At 52.0% G+C, this 22266-nt stretch carries 21 protein-coding genes; all 21 read left to right on the forward strand.

The genetic code is table 11. The features are described 5' to 3' along the window. The first annotated feature begins 156 nt into the window (after positions 1–156). The 21 genes from GTU67_RS07875 to GTU67_RS07965 all read left to right on the forward strand — a co-directional run bounded on the left by GTU67_RS07875 (position 157) and on the right by GTU67_RS07965 (position 22260). Positions 157–492 carry a type II toxin-antitoxin system RelE/ParE family toxin gene (locus GTU67_RS07875; protein ID WP_185779538.1) on the forward strand — a complete coding sequence of 112 codons (336 nt, stop codon included), beginning with the start codon at positions 157–159 and terminating at the stop codon, positions 490–492. Then, positions 489–782: a helix-turn-helix domain-containing transcriptional regulator gene (locus GTU67_RS07880; protein WP_185779539.1), complete on the forward strand. Its 294-nt coding sequence runs from the start codon at positions 489–491 to the stop codon at positions 780–782. The genes GTU67_RS07875 and GTU67_RS07880 overlap by 4 nt, the downstream gene beginning before the upstream one ends. A gap of 419 nt (positions 783–1201) precedes the next feature. Beyond that, positions 1202–1582, forward strand: a complete 381-nt coding sequence (locus GTU67_RS07885) for a hypothetical protein (protein ID WP_185779540.1) — start codon at positions 1202–1204, stop codon at positions 1580–1582. A 93-nt stretch (positions 1583–1675) separates the two neighbouring features. Next, positions 1676–3877 carry a YjbH domain-containing protein gene (locus GTU67_RS07890; RefSeq protein ID WP_185779541.1) on the forward strand — a complete coding sequence of 734 codons (2202 nt, stop codon included), beginning with the start codon at positions 1676–1678 and terminating at the stop codon, positions 3875–3877. Next, positions 3874–4692: an MORN repeat-containing protein gene (locus tag GTU67_RS07895; protein ID WP_185779542.1), complete on the forward strand. Its 819-nt coding sequence runs from the start codon at positions 3874–3876 to the stop codon at positions 4690–4692. Before GTU67_RS07890 ends, GTU67_RS07895 begins: the two co-directional genes overlap by 4 nt. An 8-nt stretch (positions 4693–4700) precedes the next feature. Next, positions 4701–5162, forward strand: coding sequence for a low molecular weight protein-tyrosine-phosphatase (locus GTU67_RS07900; RefSeq protein ID WP_283245248.1), 462 nt, complete (start codon positions 4701–4703; stop codon positions 5160–5162). A gap of 96 nt (positions 5163–5258) precedes the next feature. Further along, positions 5259–6368, forward strand: coding sequence for a polysaccharide biosynthesis/export family protein (locus tag GTU67_RS07905; protein WP_185779544.1), 1110 nt, complete (start codon positions 5259–5261; stop codon positions 6366–6368). 20 nt (positions 6369–6388) lie between these two features. Next, positions 6389–8632 carry a polysaccharide biosynthesis tyrosine autokinase gene (locus tag GTU67_RS07910; protein ID WP_185779545.1) on the forward strand — a complete coding sequence of 748 codons (2244 nt, stop codon included), beginning with the start codon at positions 6389–6391 and terminating at the stop codon, positions 8630–8632. Positions 8633–9051: 419 nt separating this feature from the next. Then, the gene (locus GTU67_RS15590) at positions 9052–9870 is read left to right on the forward strand and encodes a sugar phosphate nucleotidyltransferase (protein ID WP_346727001.1); all 819 of its coding nucleotides are present in this window, start codon (positions 9052–9054) and stop codon (positions 9868–9870) included. Between the two features lie 35 nt (positions 9871–9905). Continuing rightward, positions 9906–10031, forward strand: coding sequence for a hypothetical protein (locus tag GTU67_RS15700; RefSeq protein WP_430459003.1), 126 nt, complete (start codon positions 9906–9908; stop codon positions 10029–10031). 117 nt (positions 10032–10148) lie between these two features. Then, positions 10149–10346 carry a cupin domain-containing protein gene (locus GTU67_RS15595; RefSeq protein ID WP_346727003.1) on the forward strand — a complete coding sequence of 66 codons (198 nt, stop codon included), beginning with the start codon at positions 10149–10151 and terminating at the stop codon, positions 10344–10346. A gap of 69 nt (positions 10347–10415) precedes the next feature. Continuing rightward, entirely contained in the window at positions 10416–11423 is a 1008-nt protein-coding gene (locus GTU67_RS07920) for an NAD-dependent epimerase/dehydratase family protein (RefSeq protein ID WP_185779546.1), read from the forward strand. A 271-nt stretch (positions 11424–11694) separates the two neighbouring features. Continuing rightward, the gene (locus tag GTU67_RS07925; protein WP_221893308.1) at positions 11695–12987 is read left to right on the forward strand and encodes a hypothetical protein; all 1293 of its coding nucleotides are present in this window, start codon (positions 11695–11697) and stop codon (positions 12985–12987) included. 38 nt (positions 12988–13025) lie between these two features. Then, positions 13026–14621, forward strand: coding sequence for a hypothetical protein (locus GTU67_RS07930; protein WP_185779548.1), 1596 nt, complete (start codon positions 13026–13028; stop codon positions 14619–14621). A 24-nt stretch (positions 14622–14645) separates the two neighbouring features. Beyond that, positions 14646–15530 carry an FkbM family methyltransferase gene (locus GTU67_RS07935; protein ID WP_185779549.1) on the forward strand — a complete coding sequence of 295 codons (885 nt, stop codon included), beginning with the start codon at positions 14646–14648 and terminating at the stop codon, positions 15528–15530. 494 nt (positions 15531–16024) lie between these two features. Beyond that, the gene (locus GTU67_RS07940) at positions 16025–16648 is read left to right on the forward strand and encodes a class I SAM-dependent methyltransferase (protein ID WP_185779550.1); all 624 of its coding nucleotides are present in this window, start codon (positions 16025–16027) and stop codon (positions 16646–16648) included. Between the two features lie 73 nt (positions 16649–16721). After that, positions 16722–17651, forward strand: coding sequence for a glycosyltransferase family 2 protein (locus GTU67_RS07945; protein ID WP_185779551.1), 930 nt, complete (start codon positions 16722–16724; stop codon positions 17649–17651). A 161-nt stretch (positions 17652–17812) separates the two neighbouring features. Continuing rightward, positions 17813–19060 (forward strand): hypothetical protein, encoded by a 1248-nt coding sequence (locus GTU67_RS07950; protein WP_185779552.1) that lies wholly within the window; start codon positions 17813–17815, stop codon positions 19058–19060. 57 nt (positions 19061–19117) lie between these two features. Further along, on the forward strand, positions 19118–20158 hold the full coding sequence (locus tag GTU67_RS07955; protein ID WP_185779553.1) for a glycosyltransferase family 4 protein: 1041 nt from the start codon (positions 19118–19120) through the stop codon (positions 20156–20158). Continuing rightward, the gene (locus tag GTU67_RS07960; RefSeq protein ID WP_346727002.1) at positions 20155–20697 is read left to right on the forward strand and encodes a DapH/DapD/GlmU-related protein; all 543 of its coding nucleotides are present in this window, start codon (positions 20155–20157) and stop codon (positions 20695–20697) included. Before GTU67_RS07955 ends, GTU67_RS07960 begins: the two co-directional genes overlap by 4 nt. A gap of 153 nt (positions 20698–20850) precedes the next feature. Beyond that, on the forward strand, positions 20851–22260 hold the full coding sequence (locus GTU67_RS07965) for a mannose-1-phosphate guanylyltransferase/mannose-6-phosphate isomerase (protein ID WP_185779554.1): 1410 nt from the start codon (positions 20851–20853) through the stop codon (positions 22258–22260). The last annotated feature ends 6 nt before the right edge of the window (positions 22261–22266 follow it).

The following is a 22266-nucleotide window of genomic DNA, read 5'->3' on the forward strand; positions in this document are numbered from 1 at the left end:
GGTCAGCGAAGCTGAAAATACGCGAAGCAGGTAGACAAAATGCTCACGGCATATAGGGTCGTGAAGATGCTCCCGTGATACGTTCCCATCAATAAACGCTTAATGGAGCGTATGTCGATGTTTTCACCCTTGTTTTTATTTTGTTTATAAACGAAAATGGCTGGATACCTTGTCGAGCATTACGTAACGGCTGATGGGCAAAAAGATCTTTTTATAGATTGGTTAGCCCGTTTGCGCGATATTCGGGCAAAAGTGGCCATCATCAGACGCATTTCTCGCCTCGAAGGTGGGAACTTTGGTGATCACAAGTTTTGCCGCGATGGTGTTTGGGAGTTGCGTGTCGACGTTGGGGCGGGGTATCGCGTTTACTACGCTCTGTCGGGCCATCGGGTGGTGGTGTTGTTATGTGGCGGCGACAAGAATAGTCAGGATCTTGATATTGAGCGTGCTGTGGGCTGCTGGCAAGACTGGAGGCAGAGGGCCGAAACATGAAAAGTAAATCTCACACTGATGCTATGGCTGATTTGTATCGTAGCGATCCGGCGCTTGCCTTCGAGGTAATTAACGCCATCTTGGAAGATGGGGATCAGGCTGAGTTGCTGACGGTATTGCGTCAGCTGACGCAGGCGTTTGGTGGCGTGCAAGCCGTAGCCGAACAGGCCCACTTGAATCCGACGCAGCTTTACCGGACACTTTCACCGCAAGGTAATCCTGCGCTAAAAAGCCTGACTGCAATTTTAAAGGCGATGGGTATGCGGTTGGCTGTGCAGCCGGTCTCTTAACCTGGGTTTTTGCGTTGTGGGCGTTGTCTGTCACACGGTGCGCCGCCGCGCCCTTGAGGCGTGTGGCCTTAAGCTGCCAGTGACGACGCTTCGATCAATCGGCTTCCGGTTTTACGAAGATGTCGTCGTCGCTACATAATTCTTGAAATATTGCTATTGGCATAGCAGCCGCCCTACATTGCTTGTTACTGAACGCAGCCTTTGTTATTGGAAGCAGCCCCTGTTATTGGAGGCAGTCTATGGCAGCAAGGTGTCAGCTATTATGAGTGTGAACGCCAATTAACAACAGGTGGTTTTGCCATTGTGTAAAAAGTTGTTGTAAACTAGGCCGAACGGATTACGTTTTAAAATTTAACTCAGTGCGCAGGCGTGTTAATCACTCTTAAATACGGCGCGCGCTCAAGCTCAAAGGTGGCTCTATGTCCAAGTTAACCAAAGTTACTGCAGCGCTGGTTGCGCTCGCTTTTTCGGGTAGCGTCATGGCGCAAGCCGCTGGCGGCGCAGGTGCGGGTGCCTCGGGCACGGGCACGGGCACGGGCACGGGTGCTGGTGCTGCGGGGGCAGGTGCTGGCGCAGGTGCGGGTGCTGCGGGGGCAGGTGCTGGCGCAGGTGCGGCCGCCGGTGCAGCTGGCGCGGCTGGCGCAGCTGCGGCGGGCGTTGGCGTAGGCGCCATTGGCGGTATTGGCCTGGGCGCCATTGCTGCCGGTGTGGCGGTAGTCGGTGGCATTGCCGCCGCTGCTGCAGCAGCGGGCGGCAGCAGCGGTGGTTCTACGCCAACTACCAGCCACCACGGCGGCTAAAAACTATTGCTTTAGTACCGGGGCGCGCCTGCCTTGCGCGCCCCTTGTCTTGTCTACAGGTGCCGGCTTAAACAGGCGCCCACTTCGGGTTACATGCGTAGCACACTGACGGTAGGGCGCTTACCCTTTCTTGGGTTCAGTCTGCTTGCCATTTTCCTTCTTTTGGTTGCCTTGGGCGCGGCGCAACGCGCTGCAGCGTCCGAGTCGCCTACATCGCTAGGGTTAACCGGCCTTATCAACATGCCGTCGGGCCGCATGGCCGAAGACGGCATGCTGTACATGGGTTTTAGCCGGTCGGCCCCGTATGGCGCCGCCTATGGCGTTATGCAAGCGTTGCCCGGCTTGCAAGTGTCGGGGCGCTACACGCGCATCAGCGGTGTTCAAGGCTTTCAAAACAATACCGATTACGGCTCATACAAAGACAAGGCCTTTGGCTTCAAGCTGCGCTTGCTGCCCGAAAACGCCTTTGGCCTGGGCTGGATGCCCGAAGTGTCGGTAGGGGCCGAAGACATACACGGCACAGCCTTGTTTCGCAGCGAATTTATTGCCGCCACAAAGCGGGTTGACCTGGGCGTCTTAGGTAACGTTGATGCTACCGTGGGTTATGGCCGCAAGCGCATCGACGGCCCCTACGCCGGCCTGCGTTACCGCCATAAAAGCCTGCCGTCGTGGGCGCTGGTGGCCGAATACGACCGCACCGCCTACAACCGCGACCCTTTCGCCGCCAGTACCGGCTTAAGCAACCGCAAGCCGGGTCGCCTGGGCGTAGGGCTCGAATACACCTGGGGCGCGCTTACCCTGCAAGCCACCCGCAACCAGGATCAGTACGGTTTCAACCTGTCATTGGCATTGCCGCTTCAGGGTACACGCAGTTTTGTACCCAACATCAACGAAGCCGGCCCGTTTGCCGGTGGCGCCTGGGCCAGCGCCGCGCCGCGGCCTACCGCCGCCCAATGGGAAACCGACCGCCAGTTTCGCCAAAACCTGCTGGTTGCCTTGCACCAGGAAGGCCTGCGCAACGTACGGGTGGCCTGGCACAACGGCGTAATGTCGCTGTCGGTATCCAGCAACCGTTACCGCTACGCATCGCGCGGGGTAGGGCGTGCCGCCCGCATTGCCATGGCCTACGCCCCGTTTGAAACCCAAACCCTTGAAATTACCTGGGAAACCCGTGGCGTGGCCGGCATGACCTGGACGTTTTTCGACGTGCCGACATTGCAGCGCTACTTTATGGGTACCGCCACGCGCAGCGAACTGGCCCACGCCGTTACGTTAAGCTACGCCAACCCCAATGGCCGCTTCGAGGCCAGCCGCCGCAACGACCTTAACGCCATGCTCGACGAGCTGGCTTTTCAGCAATCTGCAGGCACCAATTTTGACTGGGGTCTGGCCCGAGTACAGTTCGACACCCACGACCAAACCTCGTTTACACTGGCGCCGTCATTTTCCAGCATACTTAATGACCCTAGTGGTATCTTTAAATACGACCTGGGCCTTACCGCGGCACTAGACGTCAACCTGGGGCAGGGGCTTTGGTTCGAAGGGGCTGTGCGGGCGTCGGTACTAGAAACCATTAGCGATATTTCTCAGCAATCAAACTCAACGTTGCCGCATGTACGTTCCGACGCGCCCTTGTACCGGCAGGCATCGCGCTACAAACTAGACCGCCTGTTGCTTAACCAGCTGTGGCACCCGTCGCAGCGGGTGTATACGCGGGCCTCGTTCGGGCTGTACGAAGAAATGTTTGGCGGTTTTGGGGCCCAGGCGCTGTATTTGTCGGGCGGGCGCTGGGCGGCCGACGTGTCGGTAGACATTTTGCGGCAACGCAACTACAAAGGTACGGGGTTTTTGTCGTACCGCACCCACCAAATTATGGCCTCGGGGCATTACCGGCTGCCTTGGGTCGACGGACTTACCGCTACCGTGCGGGCCGGGCGCTTCCTGGCGGGCGACCTGGGCGCACGCTTCGAGCTAACCCGTACGTTCAAGTCGGGCCTTGAGGTTGGCGTGTGGTACACCCATACCAACGGCAACGACATCACAAGCCCCGGCAGCCCCGGCAACCCCTATCAAGACAAGGGTGTTTTTGTGCGCATCCCGCTGGGCACCCTGCTAACCAACGATTCCGGCGCCTCGGCCTCGTTCAGCTTGTCACCCTGGAATCGCGACGTGGGCCGCATGGTGAATTCGCCGGCCGACCTGTACCAAATGGCCGAAAAAGGCTGGCTTGAAAACGCCCGCGACGGCGACGGTTTGCGTGGCATTTCCGACATCCCCCCCGAGGACACGCCATGACGAACACCTGGGGCCGACTAGCGGGGGTGGTTTTGGGCATGGCCGCAGCACACGCCGCCTGCGCCCAACCCAATGCACCTGTGCCCGCACAAGCGGTAGCGCCCGTAGCCGCGCAAACACCTGCGCCCGCACAAGCCGCAGCACCCGCAGCCACGCAAGCCCCAGCACCCACAGCACCCGCTTGCCGCGTTTTCGACCCCGAACTGCAAGGCGACTATGCCGGCGGCTGCGAAAACGGCCTGGCCCAGGGCCAAGGGCAGGCCAAAGGCGCGGCCGGCGCCTTGTACCAAGGCCAGTTTGTGGCCGGCAAAAAGCATGGCTATGGCGTAAAGCTGTACCCCAACGGCGACGGCTATGCCGGCCACTGGGAAAACGACATGCGCCATGGCCACGGCCGCTACGAATATGGCAAAGCCTCGCCCTGGCGCGGCGACGTTTACCAGGGCGGCTGGCAAAACGACCGCCAGCACGGCAAGGGCACCTACATATTTTCGCCCTCGGGCGACAGGTATACCGCCACTTTCGACCAAGGCGTGCCCAAAGACGTTGGTACACCCACCACCACCCGACGCAAGCGCGTGCTTGAAGTTTTGCTGCCCGTGCTGGGCAAGCCAGGCACATTGGTGTGCTCTGTAACCACGGAAGGGGCTGCCCCCACCCGCATTGCCCGCGGCGTGGTGCTAAACACCATTGACGACCGCTTGCTGGTTAACATACAAACACCGCAAACGCTGTCTAACTCGGCCGACCCTGCCCTTAACCCCCGCTGGGAAGTATTAACCAACTGGATGCTATGCCCGACACCCGCCCCTTGATTTTGGTTATGTGCACCGGCAACATATGCCGCAGCCCCATGGCCGAAGTGCTTATGCGCCACGCCCTGCAACAGCAGGGTATAAACGCGCAGGTGGTGTCGCGCGGGCTGGCTGCGCCTGCCGGGCGCAGCCCGCACCCGTTTGCCCAGGCCACGGCCAACCACTTCGGCTTGCCCCTTGACCCGCAAAAACGTAGCGCACCGGTTAATTTGGTAGACTTCCAGGCGGCAACCGTTGTGCTGGTTATGGACCAAGGTCACCGCCGCGACATTTTGCAGCGTTACCCCCAGGCCGGTGGCAAAACGTTTTTGCTGCGCCACTGGAATGGCGGGCACGACCTGGCCGACCCTTTACACGCGCCCGAAACCGTGTTTCGTGAACAATGGCCCCTAATGCAAGAAGCCTGCACAGAATGGGCCACGCGCCTGCTGCAGGCCGGTATGCTGGCCAAGGCTACCCCCAACCCTTAACAGATCTTACGTTCAACCATGCCAACCATAGCCCAAAACGTTACAGAGCCTGCCGGAGTATGTCAGGACGCGCCAACCCCGCCGTGCGCCACCGCCATGTTGCGCAGTATGGCCGCCTTGGCGTTTGTGGCCTTGTTGCTGGCCCTGGCCGGTTGTACAGGCATGTATTTGGGCGTGCAGGGCGAACGCCCCACCAGCAGCGGCAGCCTTGGCGACGACGTTACCGCGCGTGTGGATATTCACACCATTACCCCCGAAACCGTATACCAGCAACGGCAAGAGCTTGAAGCTGCCGCCCAGCTTGACCAGGCGCGCCGAAACGCGGCCGTGCCAAACAGCAACGGCAGCTACCAGTACCTGGTGGCCCCGGGCGATATCCTTAACGTAATTGTTTGGAACCACCCCGAACTGAACAACCCCGCAGGGCAAATTACCAGCGAAATTGCCGGCCGGGTGGTGGCCGACGACGGTTACTTTTTTTACCCCTACGCAGGCCGTGTGAAGGCCGCCGGCCGCCGCACCACAGACATCCGGAACGAGCTGACCCAAAAACTTACCCAGTACCTGACCGAGCCCCAGGTAGATGTGTCGGTAGTGCAGTACCGGGGTCGCAAAGTATTTGCCGTGGGGCAATTTAACAAGCCCGGGCCGGTGGCTTTAACCGACGTTCCCTTGCGCGTTACCGACGTAGTTACCCGTGCCGAAGGCCTGAACGAAAACGCCGACGAACGCGAGGCGGTGCTTACGCGCAACGGCGTACGCTACGCCATTAACCTGTATGCCCTGTACCAAAAGGGCGACATGTCGCAAAACCTGGTGTTGCAAGACGGCGATATTCTGAATGTGGCCGAAAAACGCTACAACAAGGTGTTTGTTCTGGGCGAAGTGGTCAAGCCGCAGTCGGTATTATTGCCCTATGGCGCTTACACCTTGGCCGAAGCCCTGGGCGATGCCGGCGGGCTTAACCCCACTACATCGAATGGCAGCCAGGTGTACGTGCTGCGCGCCGTACCCGGTGCGAAACCCCAAGTATGGCACCTTAACGCGAATTCGCCCGACGCCCTGGTATTGGCCGACGGCTTCCGGTTGCAAGCCCGCGATGTGGTTTTTGTTGACGCCGCCGCCGTTACACGCTGGTCGCGCGTTATCAACCAGTTGCTGCCTTCAGTTGGCGGCCTGACCAACCTGGACAACCTTGCCCGCTAATTTACTGCTTACCCTAAATAATGTCTGATTCTTTACCTACGCAAAACGCAGTACCCCCGGGCCAAGATGTGCACGACGACGAAATTAGCCTGGGCGAACTGTTTAACGTCATTGCCCAGCGCCTGTGGCTGGTGGGCGCCATTTTTGCAGCTGCGCTGGCTGCGGGCGTGGCCTATGCCTTGTTGGCAACCCCCATTTACAAGGCCGACGCCCTAATACAGGTTGAAGAGCAAACCGGCGGGGCGCTAAGCGGGCTGGCCGTGTTTTCCGACCCCATGGCGGCCATGCAGGGCAGTAAAGTAGCAGGCGAACTGGAAATTCTGCGTTCGCGCGAGGTATTGCTTAAAGCCATTAACCAAACCAAGGCCGACATTGCCATTGAAGTGGACAACCGGTTTCCGTTGCTGGGCAATTTACTGGCACGCCGCCACGACGCCAACACCCCCAACCAGCTGGCCGAACCCGTTTTGGGTCTGGATTCGTTTGCCTGGGGCGGCGAGCGCCTGGAGGTTTCGGAATTGCAATTGCCCCGCCGCTGGTGGGGCCAGCCCTTTTACCTAAGCGTTACCGACGCGGGCTTTGCCCTGTACGACAACAACGACAACCTGCTGCTGGAAGGCCCGGCCGGGCGCCGATATACCTTTAACGTGGCCGGCGAACCAGCGGTTATAGCCGTTACCCAGCTGGCCGGCCGCCCCGGCACCCGCTTCGAAGTTAAAAAAATTGCCCCCACCGAAGCCGTAGAACAATTACGAAAAGAACTGAACGTATCTGAGGCCGGCAAACAAAGCGACATTATCAATATTAGCTTTGAACACCGCGACGTGGTGTTTGCCACCGACATGGTTAACGCCATTGCCAACGCCTACCTGGCCCAAAACGTAGAGCGTCGCAGCGCCGAAGCGCGCAGCAGCCTGAAGTTTTTAGAAGCCCAGTTGCCCAATGTTAAGCGCAGCGTAGACGAAGCCGAAAACGCCCTGACCGGCTACCGCGAACGCAGCGGCACCGTAGCCGTAGACAAAGAAGCCGAAGGCCTGTTGCAACAAGCCATTGCACTGGAAAACAGCCGCCTGGAAGCCACCCTTAAGCGCGACGAAATGCTGCAGCGCTTTAAACCCGAGCACCCCGACGTTAAAGCCGCCAACCAGCAAATAGCCGCTATTGGCAAGGCCATTAACGAACTGAACAAGCAAATTAACCAGTTGCCCGAGGCCCAGCGCGGCCTGTTTACCTACGAACGCGACGCCCGCGTTAATACGGCCTTGTACATTTCGTTGCTTAACAATGCCCAGGAACTGCGGGTGGCCGAAGCCGGAACCATAGGCAATGTGCGCATTATTGACTACGCCCTGCGCAACGACCGCCCTGTGGCGCCGCGCAAGGCCCTGGTGGTGGCGGTAGCCGGCGCTGCCGGTTTAATGCTGGGCATTTTGGCGGCGTTTGTAGCCTATTTTTTACGCCCCGCCGTACAGCGCCCCGAACAAATTGAACAGGCCACCGGGCTTACAACGTATGTGTCTATTCCCTTGTCGGAAACCGGGCGGCGGTCAATATTCAAGGCCAGGCAAACCAACACCGGGGCTAACCCTTTGCTGGCCGTTAGCCACCCCGAAGACCCGGCCATAGAAAGCCTGCGCTCGTTGCGCACCGGCTTAACCTTTGCCCTAATGGGGGCGCCAGGCAAGGTAATTACCTTTACCGGCGCCACCGCCAGCGTGGGTAAAACCTTTGTGTCGGCCAACTTTGGCGCACTGCTGGCCACCGGCGGCCAGCGCGTGCTGGTTATGGGTACCGATTTGCGCCGCCCCCGCTTGCACCTGTACTTCGGGCTAGACAAAAAACAAGCCGGGTTGTCGGACGTGCTGGCGGGCAATGTTAGCCTTGAGCAGGTGCAGTACAGCACCGGCGTACCGGGGTTAACGGTACTGCCCGCCGGCACCGTACCCCCCAACCCGGGCGAGCTGCTGTTGTCGAACCAGTTTACCCGGGTGCTGGATAACCTGGCCCAAAAATACGACCTTATTGTTATAGATACCCCGCCCATTTTGCCGGTGGCCGACGCCCTGGCCGTTCTAAAGCACACCACCGTAGCCTTTATGGTGGCCCGTGCCGAACAAAGCACAGTTAGCGAACAGCGCGACGCCATGGCCAAGCTGCGCCATTCGGGCGTGGCTGCGCCCATTAAGGGCGTTATTTACAACGGTGTACAGCGCAACCGCGTGGGTTACGGGTCTTCGTACAAGTATTACTACTCGTACAAATAAAAGTGCAGATTATGGCGCCCGCCCACTGGGCGGCGCGCCAGCCACACGTCTGGGTATAGATTCCGCGTATGTCGATCGTGATACGACAGGGCGGTAGCGTGCCAAAAACCAGAGAAATCCAAACAAACCATGACTAGCCGCCATGCCAGCCTTCTGAAAGGCACTACGTTTAGCGCGTTTCGTTTTTTGGAACAATAGTTCGACATTACCCAGCCCCAGCTGGCCGAAACGTTCGGTATACCGTGGGCGGATTGAGGTACTGCCTAAAGGCAATCTAACCCCCAGAGGTGTGGCAGAAAAGGCGGCTATTACCTATTGGTTTCTGCAGCGCAAGATGGATGGGCACGAGGCGCTGAGGACAGAAATCGAACCTCTGAAGTCTGAGGTTGAAAAGTTTGCGGACAAGGAACACAAAAAGCATGATCGACGTCACCCTTGTCATTCTTTGTGGTGATTCGGGCACCCTCTTGTGGCCACTATTCCGCACCTGCTTCCCTAAGCAGTTTCTTTGCTTGACCGGCAAAAAGAGCTTGTTTCAGCAAGCGGCCTTACGTCTGGCCAACCTTGGCAATTTAGACATTAAGGCCGCATTTCCCATTGTCATCAACGGCGAATATCATCTTTTCTTGGCATTGGAACAGCTTCGCGAAAACGGTGTTGAGCTTGGCTGTGTTTTGCTGGGACCGGCAGGCAGAAATACTGCACTAGCGCTTACATTGGCAGCGCTGGCCGCCATGGACGGTAGCGCAGACCCTGGGCTGGTCGTTACGCTTGCCGATCAAACGGTGGTTAACGCGCTAGCCTTCACCATCGCTATGCGACAAGTAGCGGGAGAGGCGGCTAACGGTACCATCGTTATTTTGGGTGTGACACCAGACAAGCCAGAGACGAGTTATGGCTATATCCAAATCAATCAAGCTGAGGCGAATGCAGGCGCGTATGCAGTGCGCTGGCTTGTGGAAAAGTCTGATGCCGCTACCGCCCAAGCCTACTTGAACGAGGGACGTTACTTCTGGAACGCAGGCATGGTCGTGCTCAAAGCCTCTGCATGGATCAACGCACTTGAGCAGTTTCGGACAAGCATCGTGCAGGCTACACAGGACGCCTGGGGTAAGCGCAGTTCAGGGGCCCAATTTGTGCGCCCATGTAGGGCTGTATTTGCTGCCGTTCCCTCTAAGTCAGTTGACTACGCCGCCATAAAGCACTTCCCAAAGACGCCAACGGTAATGCTCAGGTAGGTGACATACTGACCGCAGACAGCAAAAATACCTTAGTGCGCGTCACTAGCCGGCTCGTTAGCCTAGTTGGTTTCGATAATCTCATCGTCATCGAAACCCTTGACGTGATCCTTGTGGCAGATAAATCCCGTAGTCAGGATGTCAAAAATAGTGTTACCTAGCTGCATGTTAATAAGTCTAAAGAGCATAATCGCACAGAAGGCTACACCGCCCTTATGGTTGGTACGACAGCATCGACAAGGATGGTGCTTCAAGGTTAAAGAATACCTGTGAAATCCATGGCCAGCCTGAGTTTACAAAAGCATCACCATCGAGCAGAGCACTGGGTCGTAGTCAAAGGAATTGCTGTAATCACTAACGGCGATAAAGTTATGACTTTGACAGAAACCCAGTCAACCTATATCCCTCTTGGAGCGGTCCATCGCCTTTACAACGCCGGAAAGATTTCCCTTGGAGTAGTAGAAGTGCAATCGTGAAGCTATCTTGGCGAAGACGATACAATGAGCCTCGAAGACAAATACAGACGCAACTATTAATTGGAAAAAATGAAGGTTCTTGTTACAGGAGGCGCCGGTTTTATTGGTTCCTGGCTCGATGAGTCACTAATTGAAGCAGGACACGAAGTTATAGTTATAGATAACCTAAGTCCGCAAACTCACGGAGCATTGCGGCAGTCAAATATCCCTTGGCTAAAAACTGGCGACGTTGAATTTCTTTGTGCTGATGTGCGGAACCGAAGTGTTATGGATATCGCACTGGCCCGTATGGAGGAAATCGTTCATCTGGCTGCTGAAACTTGTACGGGCCAGTCCATGTACCAAATCGCACACTACTATGCTGTCAATCAGCAAGCGACCGCGGCATTATTTGAGGCTAATGGGGCGTGCCATCGTCATATAAGTCGCATCATTCTTGCATCGAGCCGTACAATTTATGGTGAGGGAGCATACCGCCTTGGCAAACAGCTTTTTGTTCCCACGTCGCGAGACACTTCGCGAATGAAGGCCGGAGATTTCGAACCGTACGGCCCCAGCGTGGAAATGCTGAAATTAGTGGCAACGCCCGAACATGTCACACCACGCCCCGCATCTGTCTACGCGGCGACTAAGCTTGCCAATGAGACCTTCAGTCGTATCTTTGCAAAAGTTTATGGGACGACTGTGGTCGCTCTACGCTTTCAGGATATCTATGGCGAGCGACAGTCGCTGCATAATCCCTGCACAGGAATTCTGTCCATCTTGTCAAACAGGATGCGGCAAGGGCTCCCGATTAATATCATTGAGGATGGGCGCGAGGGCCGAGACTTTGTTCATGTCAGCGATGTTGTACGTGCAATTTGCCTAGGTCTGGACAAAACTTTAACTGGCTTTGACGCGCTTAATATGGGATCGGGGCTGCCGACAAATGTTAACGAAGTGGCACAATTGTTGCAGCAACCGCTTGGCAGCGAGTCTGCTCTGCATGTGACTGGGGACTTCCGTGCAGGTGACATACGTCATTGCTACGCGAACCTCTCAAGAGCGCGTGCGCTGGGTGCAGGGACAGGAGCTTAGTGAGGCCATGTCAGCTCAGGCGCAACATCAAGTAACACCATTAGAGCTCGGTCGTGCCAGCTGAATGCGTCAATTCAGTCAGCCGTTCGGCCTCCCCGAGCTCTGAAGCAGGGCGAGCGTACCTCTCAGCCAGCCATAAGCAACGTGTATTGCTCTTAAATACAAGACTATGCGCACCAGTATGCTGAGGCGAGTTTCCTCGAATTCCGCCGCAAACGTCTTCAGCGGCGCAGTCGCTGCGATCTACCAGCTGGCTCTCACAGCGATTGCAGTGTCTATTTGGAGCGGAGCGGATTTTGCAGCTTGGGGCCTGGCTATGTCTATAGCGGCCATAGCCCCCCTTCTCTCTGTGAACTTATCAAATGTTGTGACCCGGCGCTTGGTAGAAGCGCGTCACAGCCTACACGATGCGACCGCAACTGCCATAGTGCTTGCGGGGCGTCGCATTGGTTGGGGTTTGACCAGCGCAGCTTTCATAACTTTGTTCAGCGCTGGCGCATGGATTCAAGGTTGGTCAAGTTTAAATGCACTGACTGCAAATAAGTTCTTGATTCTTTTGATAATCTTGCTATTGACGAATAGTTGGTTGTTACTTTGGCAAGTACGTTTCGGTCAATTTTTTGCAGAAGAGCGTAATTGGATCCCTGCGTTAATTTTTGCGTGCGCTCGGGCGGGTGGCCTTCTGGGCATGCTCAGCGTCGTAGCTTTAGGTAACAGAAATCTTATTCAAGTAGCCCTTGGTATATTTGCTGGCACTTGGTTAACCTTGATTACCACGAGATGGGCATTAACTCGCCTAAGGCTAGTAGATAGCTGTGGCTGTATACCTACCAATCTTGAAATTCGAGTTCAGCTTTGGTGTAATCTTCGCATACTTTACGGCTTTGCCTTCGGAACCGCCTCAAGTCTCATTGTCCAATACAGCATCCCTCCGCTAATTGCAATCATCGAACCGCAACTATTTAGTTCCTTTTACCTCGCTGGCATACTTAACTCATTAGCCATAGGAGTTCTTTCCTCTGCAATGTCAGCTTTGCTGGCACCATTCGCTCGTTGGCACACAACTGGCTCCACCCAGGCATTAAACCGCATCGGCTTGTTCAGTCCGGCCGTATGCGCTGGAATGTGCCTATCTGTACTTTGTTTGTGCTGGTTTACGCTGGAATTTGCGCTCAATTTACTATCGCCTCGCTCGGTCCACATAAATGACGTCCGCCTCTTTCTAGCGCTTTTGGGGCTTCAGGCCATTGTCCGAACTGCAGCTGCGGGCTTTGCTACATACGTTTCTTCGGCTGGAACATCGCGTCAGATGGCGATCCCCTTGTTAATCGAGATAGTGCTGACCTTAACTGTGGCAGTCCCACTGGGGTGGCTCTTCGGTGTTCACTCAATGCTGCTAGGTCTGACATTTGCGGCTTTGATTGGAAGCCAGTTCAGTAGTATAGCCTTTGCAGCACTTTGTAAGCCTGCTCGTATTACCTCTCGCGTTGCTTTCGCGTCATTGCTATCGGCACAACTGGTGGGCGCGGCGCTCTGGTGGTTAATTGTTAGTACTATCGGGTAGTGCACAGCCCGTTCTAAATATTTTTGGCATCACTAAGCATGAACAAGAGATTTGTCCGCAGTTGGGATGTATTTGACACACTGATCGCCCGCAGATGCGGAACTTACGACACGATATTTGAAATAATGGGTAGAGCCCTTGGCGAAGACTTTCGAACTTCGCGGATTCGGGCTGAGGCCATCGCACGTGAATCGAAGTATGAGATTTCGATTGACGACATATACGATGTGATTCAAAAAGAGAAGGACTGGACCCAGCAAGAGCGTCAATATGCCCTGGAGCTTGAAATCAGCACTGAGTTCGCTAACGTCATCCCAATTACGGAGAATATGTCGTTAGTACAAAACGGCGACATCCTGGTCTCAGATATGTACCTTTCCCCCGACGTAATCCTAGGGCTACTCCGTAAAGCTGGCCTTGACAAGGTGATCACACTCTATGTGAGTACACGTGGCAAGCACGATGGCAGCATCTGGAAGCAAATAAAAACTCAGTGCATCATATTGAAACATACAGGTGACAATCCCAGCTTGGACTTCATGCGACCACTGCAGCATCTAATCCCTGCAGCCTTAACAAACTCTAGCGCGGAGACGCCATGGGAGCGGTTTCTAAGCGCTAACGGTGCACCCGAGCTAAGCTGCTTCATACGAGAGATGCGGCTTCGTAGTCATCGCACGCCCCCCAAATTTCGCGCCCTCCAGGCCGCCCAAATTGAAGTGAATTTTCCTTTGTTACTACTAGCCAGCGCCTCACTAATTTTGTGGTGCTGTGATCAAGGCATATCGCGGGCACTAATGTCTAGCCGGGACTGTAACCTTTGGTCATCACTGGCGGAAAAAGTTGCGAGCCATATTGGAGATAGCGTAGCTGTCGAATATTTTCTAATTTCACGCGTTGCTGCATTGAAATCTTCGAAGGAGTATCTAGCTTATGCGGGTCGTAAAATATCCGCCGACTCAGTGGTCGTAGACCTTTCAATGACCGGAATATCTCTTGCGGGCCTAGCCGATCGACTCGGTATTGCGCAGGTCAATGCATTTGTTATCGCACTGCACAAGAGCGCTGCCAAATCTTTATATGGCGACAAATTTCAACCCAAAGCCAAGATAAATTTCAGATATCTTTTTGCTGAGTTAGCCCATCAGGATCTAGAAGCTTTCAACCAGGCACTGGTGCCGTCTGTCCACGACGTTACCGAGACAGCTGAAGGACTATCTGTCGAATATGCCTTGGAAAATAGATCGCCATCTGCTCTTGAGGCTGTCAAGGTACAGAATGCAACGTTTCTGGATATGGTTGATCGTGTGCCAGAGACAGTGCTAGATGAAGCTTTCGCTCTTGCACGTAGTACTCGACTAACGTTTCTCGTCCGCGAATGCGAGCGGCATGCGGGTGACTTCAAGACGATCCTCACTCGGGCAAGCCCGGGCTCAGCCCTTCGGAATGACCCAAACGGGATTAAGTTGAACCTTCCTTATGCATCAACCAACCCTATAGCACGGCGGTTCGCCGCCGGACTAAAGCTTTTACTCAAGCCGCTGTTTCGCGTAGGATCGCCCCTGCACCCATACCGCGGGATCCCACACTTGATAGCTCGAAGACATAAGAGACACAAGGACAAGGTTGACTAATATGCAATTTAGTGGAGCATTTAAATGCAAAATTTTTTGAAATATGCTTGGAGCAAACGTAAAAAATGGTGGATCAGAAGAGACATCGTAGCCGCGACGCTAGGTCGCCAAGTAATCGGGACTCAGTATCGGCTTGCCGGCATGCTCGCTATGTTTACAAGGAAGCTAGCACCAGCGTACGTAAATAGCCACCAACTTAAAAAGACATCAAACCCGTTCATAGAGTACGAGATTGGGCGCCTGAAGTTGAAATCCGCTCCTATAGAAACAACAATCCGTGAAACTTATTCACAATGTAATGAAGACATAATTGTTGAAGCCATTCTTCGGGCCCAATTCGCGACAACTGACCGCAGCATGTCAACCGTGCGCTACCTTGAGATAGGCGGTAATCATCCCGTCCAGACATCCTCAACCTACCTACTGTATCGTGCTTGGGGCGCTCGTGGACACATCATAGAGGCCAACGCTGGTCTAGCAGAGCGACTGCGCAGCATTCGACCACATGACCAAATCGTCCAAACTGCTGTCAGCGATCGATTCGACAAAATGGTTTCTTTTCATGTGCACGAACTCGACGAACTGTCGTCACTTTCCCGAGAGAGCATATTAGATACGAACGTAACAGGTCTGCCAGGGAAGGTGGCACGGGTAGAAACCGTCCCAAACCTGCACATCAACGACTTCTTCGCGACCTATATTCACGAGCCGCTCGACTTCATGTCGATCGATATCGAAGGATTAGATCTACCTGTGCTTCAGGCTCTCTCGCCAGCTCATCGCCCGACTGTATTACAAGTTGAATGCATGAGTCTGGATTTGCTAGCTGATCTAAAAAAGACGTTAGAGCCACGCGGGTACCGGCTTGCTGCTATGACGCAAGTGAATGTAATTTTCGTTCAAGATTAATAAATTATCCGTAATTAGATATAGTGCTTATCTTGAGCCGCAATTTCTGCAGAGTCGGAGATCCATGTTGGGCAAATGAGCTAGTTCCAAAATTTCATCCCGGGGAAGGGATGGGGGTCGAAGTAAACAATTTAGTCATAAAGAGCTTTAAAGCGAGAGTTTTTATCGCAAGATCACCCGCAACGCGAGTAAAAAAATTTATTAGGACCACGTCGCACATGTTTTTAAGATATTCCTATCCGAGGGTAATCGCAAGTAAGGTCTTCCACAGCTTGCAAGGCAATGCAAAAAGCAATCCTTTTTTCAGCCTACTGAATTTTTTTAATCTAGAAAATATCGACCTGTTTTTGAGGCACTCCGGCAGACAGATATTTTGTCCCATATGCGGGGACTCGGCTCGAATGATGTATGACTTTCCTAATACCCAAAATCGAAAAGCACATCGAGTCGGGCTTCTCCGTGAAACCTTGCAGTGCCGAAAGTGCGGAGCTACCATGCGAAACCGAACGCTTGCACTGGAACTCTTGAATGTGCTCAACGGCCAAAGCAGTCACAAGAGCAGATCCATCAAAGAGCTTGTCAGTCAAAACACCCTGCCGCTTCGAGTACTAGAGACAGACTCATTTAGTTCTATCTCTAAACTACTTAAGAATGACTCAAATTTGGTGCGATCCAGCTACATACCTGGACTGCCATTTGGGACAGAAATAGAGGAGAATCGTTTCAATATCAACTTAGAAAAAATTGATTTCCCGGACAATAGTTTTGATGTGATCTTGACTTCGGACGTAGCTGAACACATTCGGAATATTGATTCGGCGCATAGTGAGATCTATCGCGTACTACGCAAAGGTGGCAAGTACATATTTACCGTCCCATTTGATCCCGACTGCATGGGGCATCATATTCTTGTAGACACCACCCAAACGGTAGATGTTTACCTCGTCCCAAAGCAGCTTCATGGGGACCCACTAACCGGTGGAATATTGGCCTATAGAGTATTCGGTCAAAAGATATTTCGCGATCTAGAGTCCTTAGGCTTCTCCGTTGAATACTTGTCAACTGAGAGACCAGAGCTTGGCATCTTTGGTGGCGATGTGTTTATTGCACAAAAATAGTCCACACTTATTTGTTTCTTATAGTTGGGCCTCTGAGGCTCCCCAGGATCGGGAGCAAGGAAAAATAACTGTTATGCAAGTTCAAACATCGGGATCCACCCCATTGCTCGGAATTGTCACTGTCCTCTACAACAGCGATGACGTTTTGCCAGGTTTCTTCGAAAGTTTGGAGGCCCAAGAAAAGCCTAATAATTTTCGCCTCTATGTGATTGACAACAGTACGCAGGATAGCGGCTGTCGCCTGTCTGAAACGCTGGCGAGTCGGCACAACATCGACACACAAGTCCACTTCAATAATGCCAACGTCGGCGTCGCCAAGGGCAACAATCAAGGCATTGAACTTGCATTGGCCGACGGCTGCAAACAAGTGTTGCTGGCTAATAACGACACCGAATTCGGGCCTGACACGCTTAGGCTACTACAGAAAGCACTCGCCGATGGCAGCGAAAGGGCTGCCACACCCAAAATCATGTACCACGATAAGCCCGTGCGGCTCTGGTATGGAGGGGGTCACATCAACCCTTGGACCATGCGCACGCCCCACTACGGCATAGGCCAGATCGACCTCGGACAATGTGACACCGTAAAGCATGTTGGTTATGCGCCAACATGCTTCATGCTGCTAGATGCTACTGTCTTACAGACAGTGGGGCGAATGGACGAGCAGTACTTTGTCTACTACGACGACACCGACTTCGTCTGGCGTATGACTTCATCCGGAATTCGTATCAGTTATGTCTCCAACGCGGTGGTGCTACATAAGGTGAGCAGCTTGACCGGAGGAGGTCATTCGCCCTTTTCCGTTTACTACACCAATCGAAATCGCATTTATTTCATCCGCAAGAATCTGCGAGGTTTTCAAAAGGCTTTCGCCCTATGTTACGTCCTACTTACCCGGTTACCGCAACTTGGCCGCATGCCTCTTGCGCTGGCAAGTCGAGGTTGGCAGGGGGTAAAGGATGGCTTCAAGATGCCCGTCCCCCGGTCTGTGCCGCCCCAATGAATGGGTACGGTAGCTATTCGAGCCCATCGGCCCGCATTTTGTTGCATGAGCCCCCTCTGCGAGTAGACGATAGTCGGTAGAATTTCGGAGCCTCCCTTATATGGAGTTTCCCTTGAAGAATAGCAGATTTACTCTTCCCCAACTACGTACGCGATTTTTATATGTCAATGAATGACAATTTTTGCTCGATAAGAATAGTATTTTCCCTACTGCTGATTTCTTTGTTGCCTCCATTTTTGATGGTTATGGGTAATCAATCATCTTTGGCGGTGGGGCTGTTACTTTGTTCTCTATTGGTGTTTTTAATAAATTTTAGGAATGTATATTTTAAATCATTAAAAATAAATTTAATTTATAAAATATTTTCTTTTGCATTTATTATTTTTTTTTATTGTGTGATTCCATATTTTTATTATGGGGATTCAAAGGCTCTAACTTTGATTCCATTTTTGCCTGTGCTTGCGGCTGCTTATTTGTTTTCAAGAACTTTGGTTTTCGCTTCGGAAATTGACCTCAATAAGTCTATTTTTTTTTGTTTTTTTATATTGATTTTTATTGGTTGGTTGGGGTTTTTTACAGGGGGGGGTGTTGGGCCCTATAGTGGTTATATCAAAGCTGTGCCGCCGTTTGCCGAGCAAAGTCATTATGCGTTGAGTGTTGGCTTTTTTGCCTTGAGCTCTCTACTTTTATCTGGTTTGTTTTTTTCTCTATTCATTATTTTTAATTTGTTTGTGTTGGCATTTTTATTTCCAAGTCTTACTCTGCTTTTATTTGCAATGATTTCTTTTTTGCTTTATTTTTTAAGGTTTGGAAAAAAGAGATTTGTTTTTTTTGTTGTTTTGTTTTGCTTATTGTTTTTTTCATTAATAAGCTGGATTTCTGCTAACATCCATTATTTTGGTGATCGCTTGAAATTTGATGCTGCAACTAATTTAACAACGCTTGTATGGTTTCAGGGGTGGGACCTGGCTTATAGCAATCTTATAAGATCCTATGGGTTAGGTGTTGGCGCTCAGAGGTTGGGATTGTCTGAAGATCAACTTGTGGGCACAACTTATGAAATTTATCGTTTGTATGGTGCGCAATATAATCTCGAGGATGGTGGCTTTCTTGCGTCTAAAATAATATCTGAATTTGGCGTCCTAGGGATTGTTTTTGTGCTTTATTGCTCGTGCAAAATATGCGGATATTTTTTAAAATTAGTTTCTTTTGGCGGACGTGATGCTAAGACCTTCGTTAATGATAAGGCTAAAATTTTTTATGGTTTATTGATTGCTTTTTTGGTGGAAATGTTTTTTCGTGGCTATGGTTATTATTCGCCAGGAGTTTTTTTGGCTCTTTCCGTTTCTATGGCTCTGTCGGAGCGCTCCAAGAAGTTGGCCGTGCGAAACTCTGCCTGTCAAGAATGATTTTTCCAGGTATTTTTCAAACCATCCACCGATTTAGAAGGATGGTTTTAGGCTTAAATGGGAGGCGCGGTGGTCGTATTTGATCGGATAATACGTTCTATCCAGAGAACAGGCGGTGCGTCTGTCTTGTTTAACGAGTTGTCATCTCGATTAAATAGGGATGGTATTGATTATCGTGAGTTCGGTTATGAACCGTCAGAGCTGTTGCGACCATTTTACGTGGAGGGACGAAAGAGATACTTGGAGCGTTACAGAAATGCGATGGTGCCGCCGAGTATTCTTTCTGAGGGTACCGGAATATTTCATTCGACTTGTTATCGCCTACCTGCAAATGGTAGTTACAGGGTGGTTACCACTGTTCATGACTTTACGTATGAGCTTCACATTAAAGGTATCAAAGCGCTCGTTCATTCATGGCAAAAATATCGTGCCGTAAGGGGTTCTGATCACATAATATGTGTTTCCGAAAACACGAAGCGAGATTTGTTAAGTTACCTTCCAGATGTCGATGAAAGTAAAATAACGGTTGTTTATAACGGAGCCTCAGATATTTTTAGACCTCTTGCTAATGCTAGTCAGAAGCCATATGTGCTCTTTGTTGGGCAACGTAAAGGCTATAAGAATTTTACATCTTTGGTTTCGGCAATGTCTAAGTTTCGAAAATTAGAGCTTGTTTGCGCCGGGGGCGGGGACTTTGCGGACCATGAGTTGGCTTTATTGCGTCATCATTTGCAAGGTAGGTTTCGTCACGCAGGTTACGTTACCGATAGTGATTTAAATAGATTGTATTGTGAGGCATTTTGTTTGGTCTACCCTTCGTTGTATGAAGGGTTTGGGATACCGATAATAGAGAGTATGCGAGCGGGGTGTCCTGTAGTCGCTGTCAATACGTCTTCCATTCCAGAGGTTGCTGGCGATGCAGCTCTTTTGGTGGAAGATGGAGAAAGCGCAACATTGGCCATGGCGCTGGATAAATTACATGATAAGAACTATCGAGAGAATTTAATTGATAAGGGTTTAGTACAAGGATCCCTATTTAGCTGGGAGAGATGCTTCCAGGAGACATTGAAAATTTATAATAGGGTTCATGCGTTGTGATTTATAAAATTTCATGGCTAATAAGAGCGTTACTCTACAAGTCATTTTTTTTTGAAATTGGTTTTTTAAGTTATTTGGGTAAGCCTAAGTATATTTACGGATTTCGTAAAATTAATATTGGAAGTAGGGTCCGTATTATGCCCGGCTTAAGATTTGAAGTCCATGGCGACGGGAAGTTGGTAATTTCGGATAATTGTTCAATTGGAAATGATCTTCATGTTGCCGCAGGTGGGCATTTAATAATATCTTCCGGCGCATTAATTTCTTCTTGTGTTCTGATTACTGACATTGATCACAATTATACCCAATTTGGTGTTCCGGTTTTTGATCAAGAAGTGAAAATTAATAAAACATTTATAGGTAGAAATGTTTTCATAGGAGCAGGTGCAAAAATTCTGGCTGGCACCTTCGTGGGAGATGGGTGCGTAATAGGCGCTAATGCAGTAGTAAGAGGCCATTTCCCTGCAGGATCAGTAATTGTTGGTGCCCCTGCTAGGGTTCATAAAAGTTATGATCTAGTCAAGAAACAATGGCATTGATTGATATTTGAGTATTCAGGATCCGCGACTTTGTGTGTTTCGTTAAAAAATATTATCAGCATATCAAACTGATATGTCTATGGTTTATGTTCATCGATATTACCCGTAAGACGCGAGATTGAGGTCGCCGTGCCAATATAGTTGAACAGTATTATGAAAATTACTCCCATCATCATTGCCGGTGGTTCAGGCACGCGCCTATGGCCACTATCCAGGCAGTTAAGGCCCAAACAGTTTCTAAGTTTGGGGCAAGAACCGTCCTCTATGCTGCAAGCCACCATAGCGCGTTTGCAAGGCATCCGCACTGGGCAACCGTGGGTCATCTGTAACGAGGCCCACCGTTTTATTGCGGCCGAGCAATTGCGGCAGTTGGGCGTGCAGGCCGGCATCTTGTTAGAGCCTGTGGGGCGTAATACAGCACCCGCCATTGCGTTAGCGGCGTTGCAGGCCTTGGCAGGCGATGACGACCCGGTATTGCTTGTATTGGCGGCCGACCACCTTATACAAGACACTGCTGCTTTTCAGCAAAGCGTTCAAGTGGCGTTGCCTTTAGCGCAGGCGGGCAAGTTAATTACCTTTGGCATCGTGCCTACCGCGCCCGAAACGGGGTACGGCTATATTCAGCAAGGGGCGGCTGTAGGGCAGGGTGGGTACGTTGTACAGGGCTTTGTAGAAAAGCCCGACACTTCAACCGCTCAGGCCTATATTGCCAGCGGTAGTTACTTATGGAACAGCGGCATGTTCATGTTCCGCGCCAGCCGTTATCTTGAAGAGCTGGAACGGTTTAGGCCAGATATCCTTTTAGCGTGCCGCCGGGCGCTGCAGGGTCGCACACAAGATGTAGACTTTACGCGTATAGATGCTGACGCCTTTGCCGCCTGCCCGGAAGACTCCATTGATTACGCCGTTATGGAAAAAACGGACGCTGCCGTGGTGGTGCCATTAGACGCTGGCTGGAGCGATGTAGGGTCTTGGTCGGCCTTGTGGCAGGTAACCCAAAAAGATACCGCTGGTAATGTTTTTAAGGGCGATGTAGTAGGCCAATGTACATGCAACACGTATGTGCATGCCAATAGCCGCTTGGTGGCTACCCTGGGTGTTGAAGATTTGGTGGTTGTTGAAACCGCAGATGCTGTTTTGGTGGCGCATAAAGACAAGGTGCAAGACATTAAGCTGGTGGTAGACGCCCTGAAGACGCAAGGGCGGCCCGAAGTGCTTAACCACAGGGAAGTGCAGCGCCCGTGGGGGCTGTACGATGCTATCGATACCGGCCACCGGTATCAGGTAAAGCGCATTACCGTAAACCCTGGCGCAAAGCTTTCGGTACAAATGCACCATCATCGGGCCGAACATTGGGTAGTGGTTAGTGGTACGGCCAAGGTCACTAATGGCGACAAAACCTATTTGGTCACCGAAAACCAGTCAACATATATTCCCATTGGGCAAGTACATGCCCTTGAAAACCCCGGTGTTATTCCGCTAGAGCTTATTGAAGTGCAATCGGGTTCGTACTTGGGCGAAGACGATATTGTGCGCTTCGAAGATAAGTACGGGCGAGCGTAATTTTTT

The organism is Pusillimonas minor (assembly GCF_014237865.1).
Classification (GTDB): Bacteria; Pseudomonadota; Gammaproteobacteria; order Burkholderiales; family Burkholderiaceae_B; genus Neopusillimonas; species Neopusillimonas minor.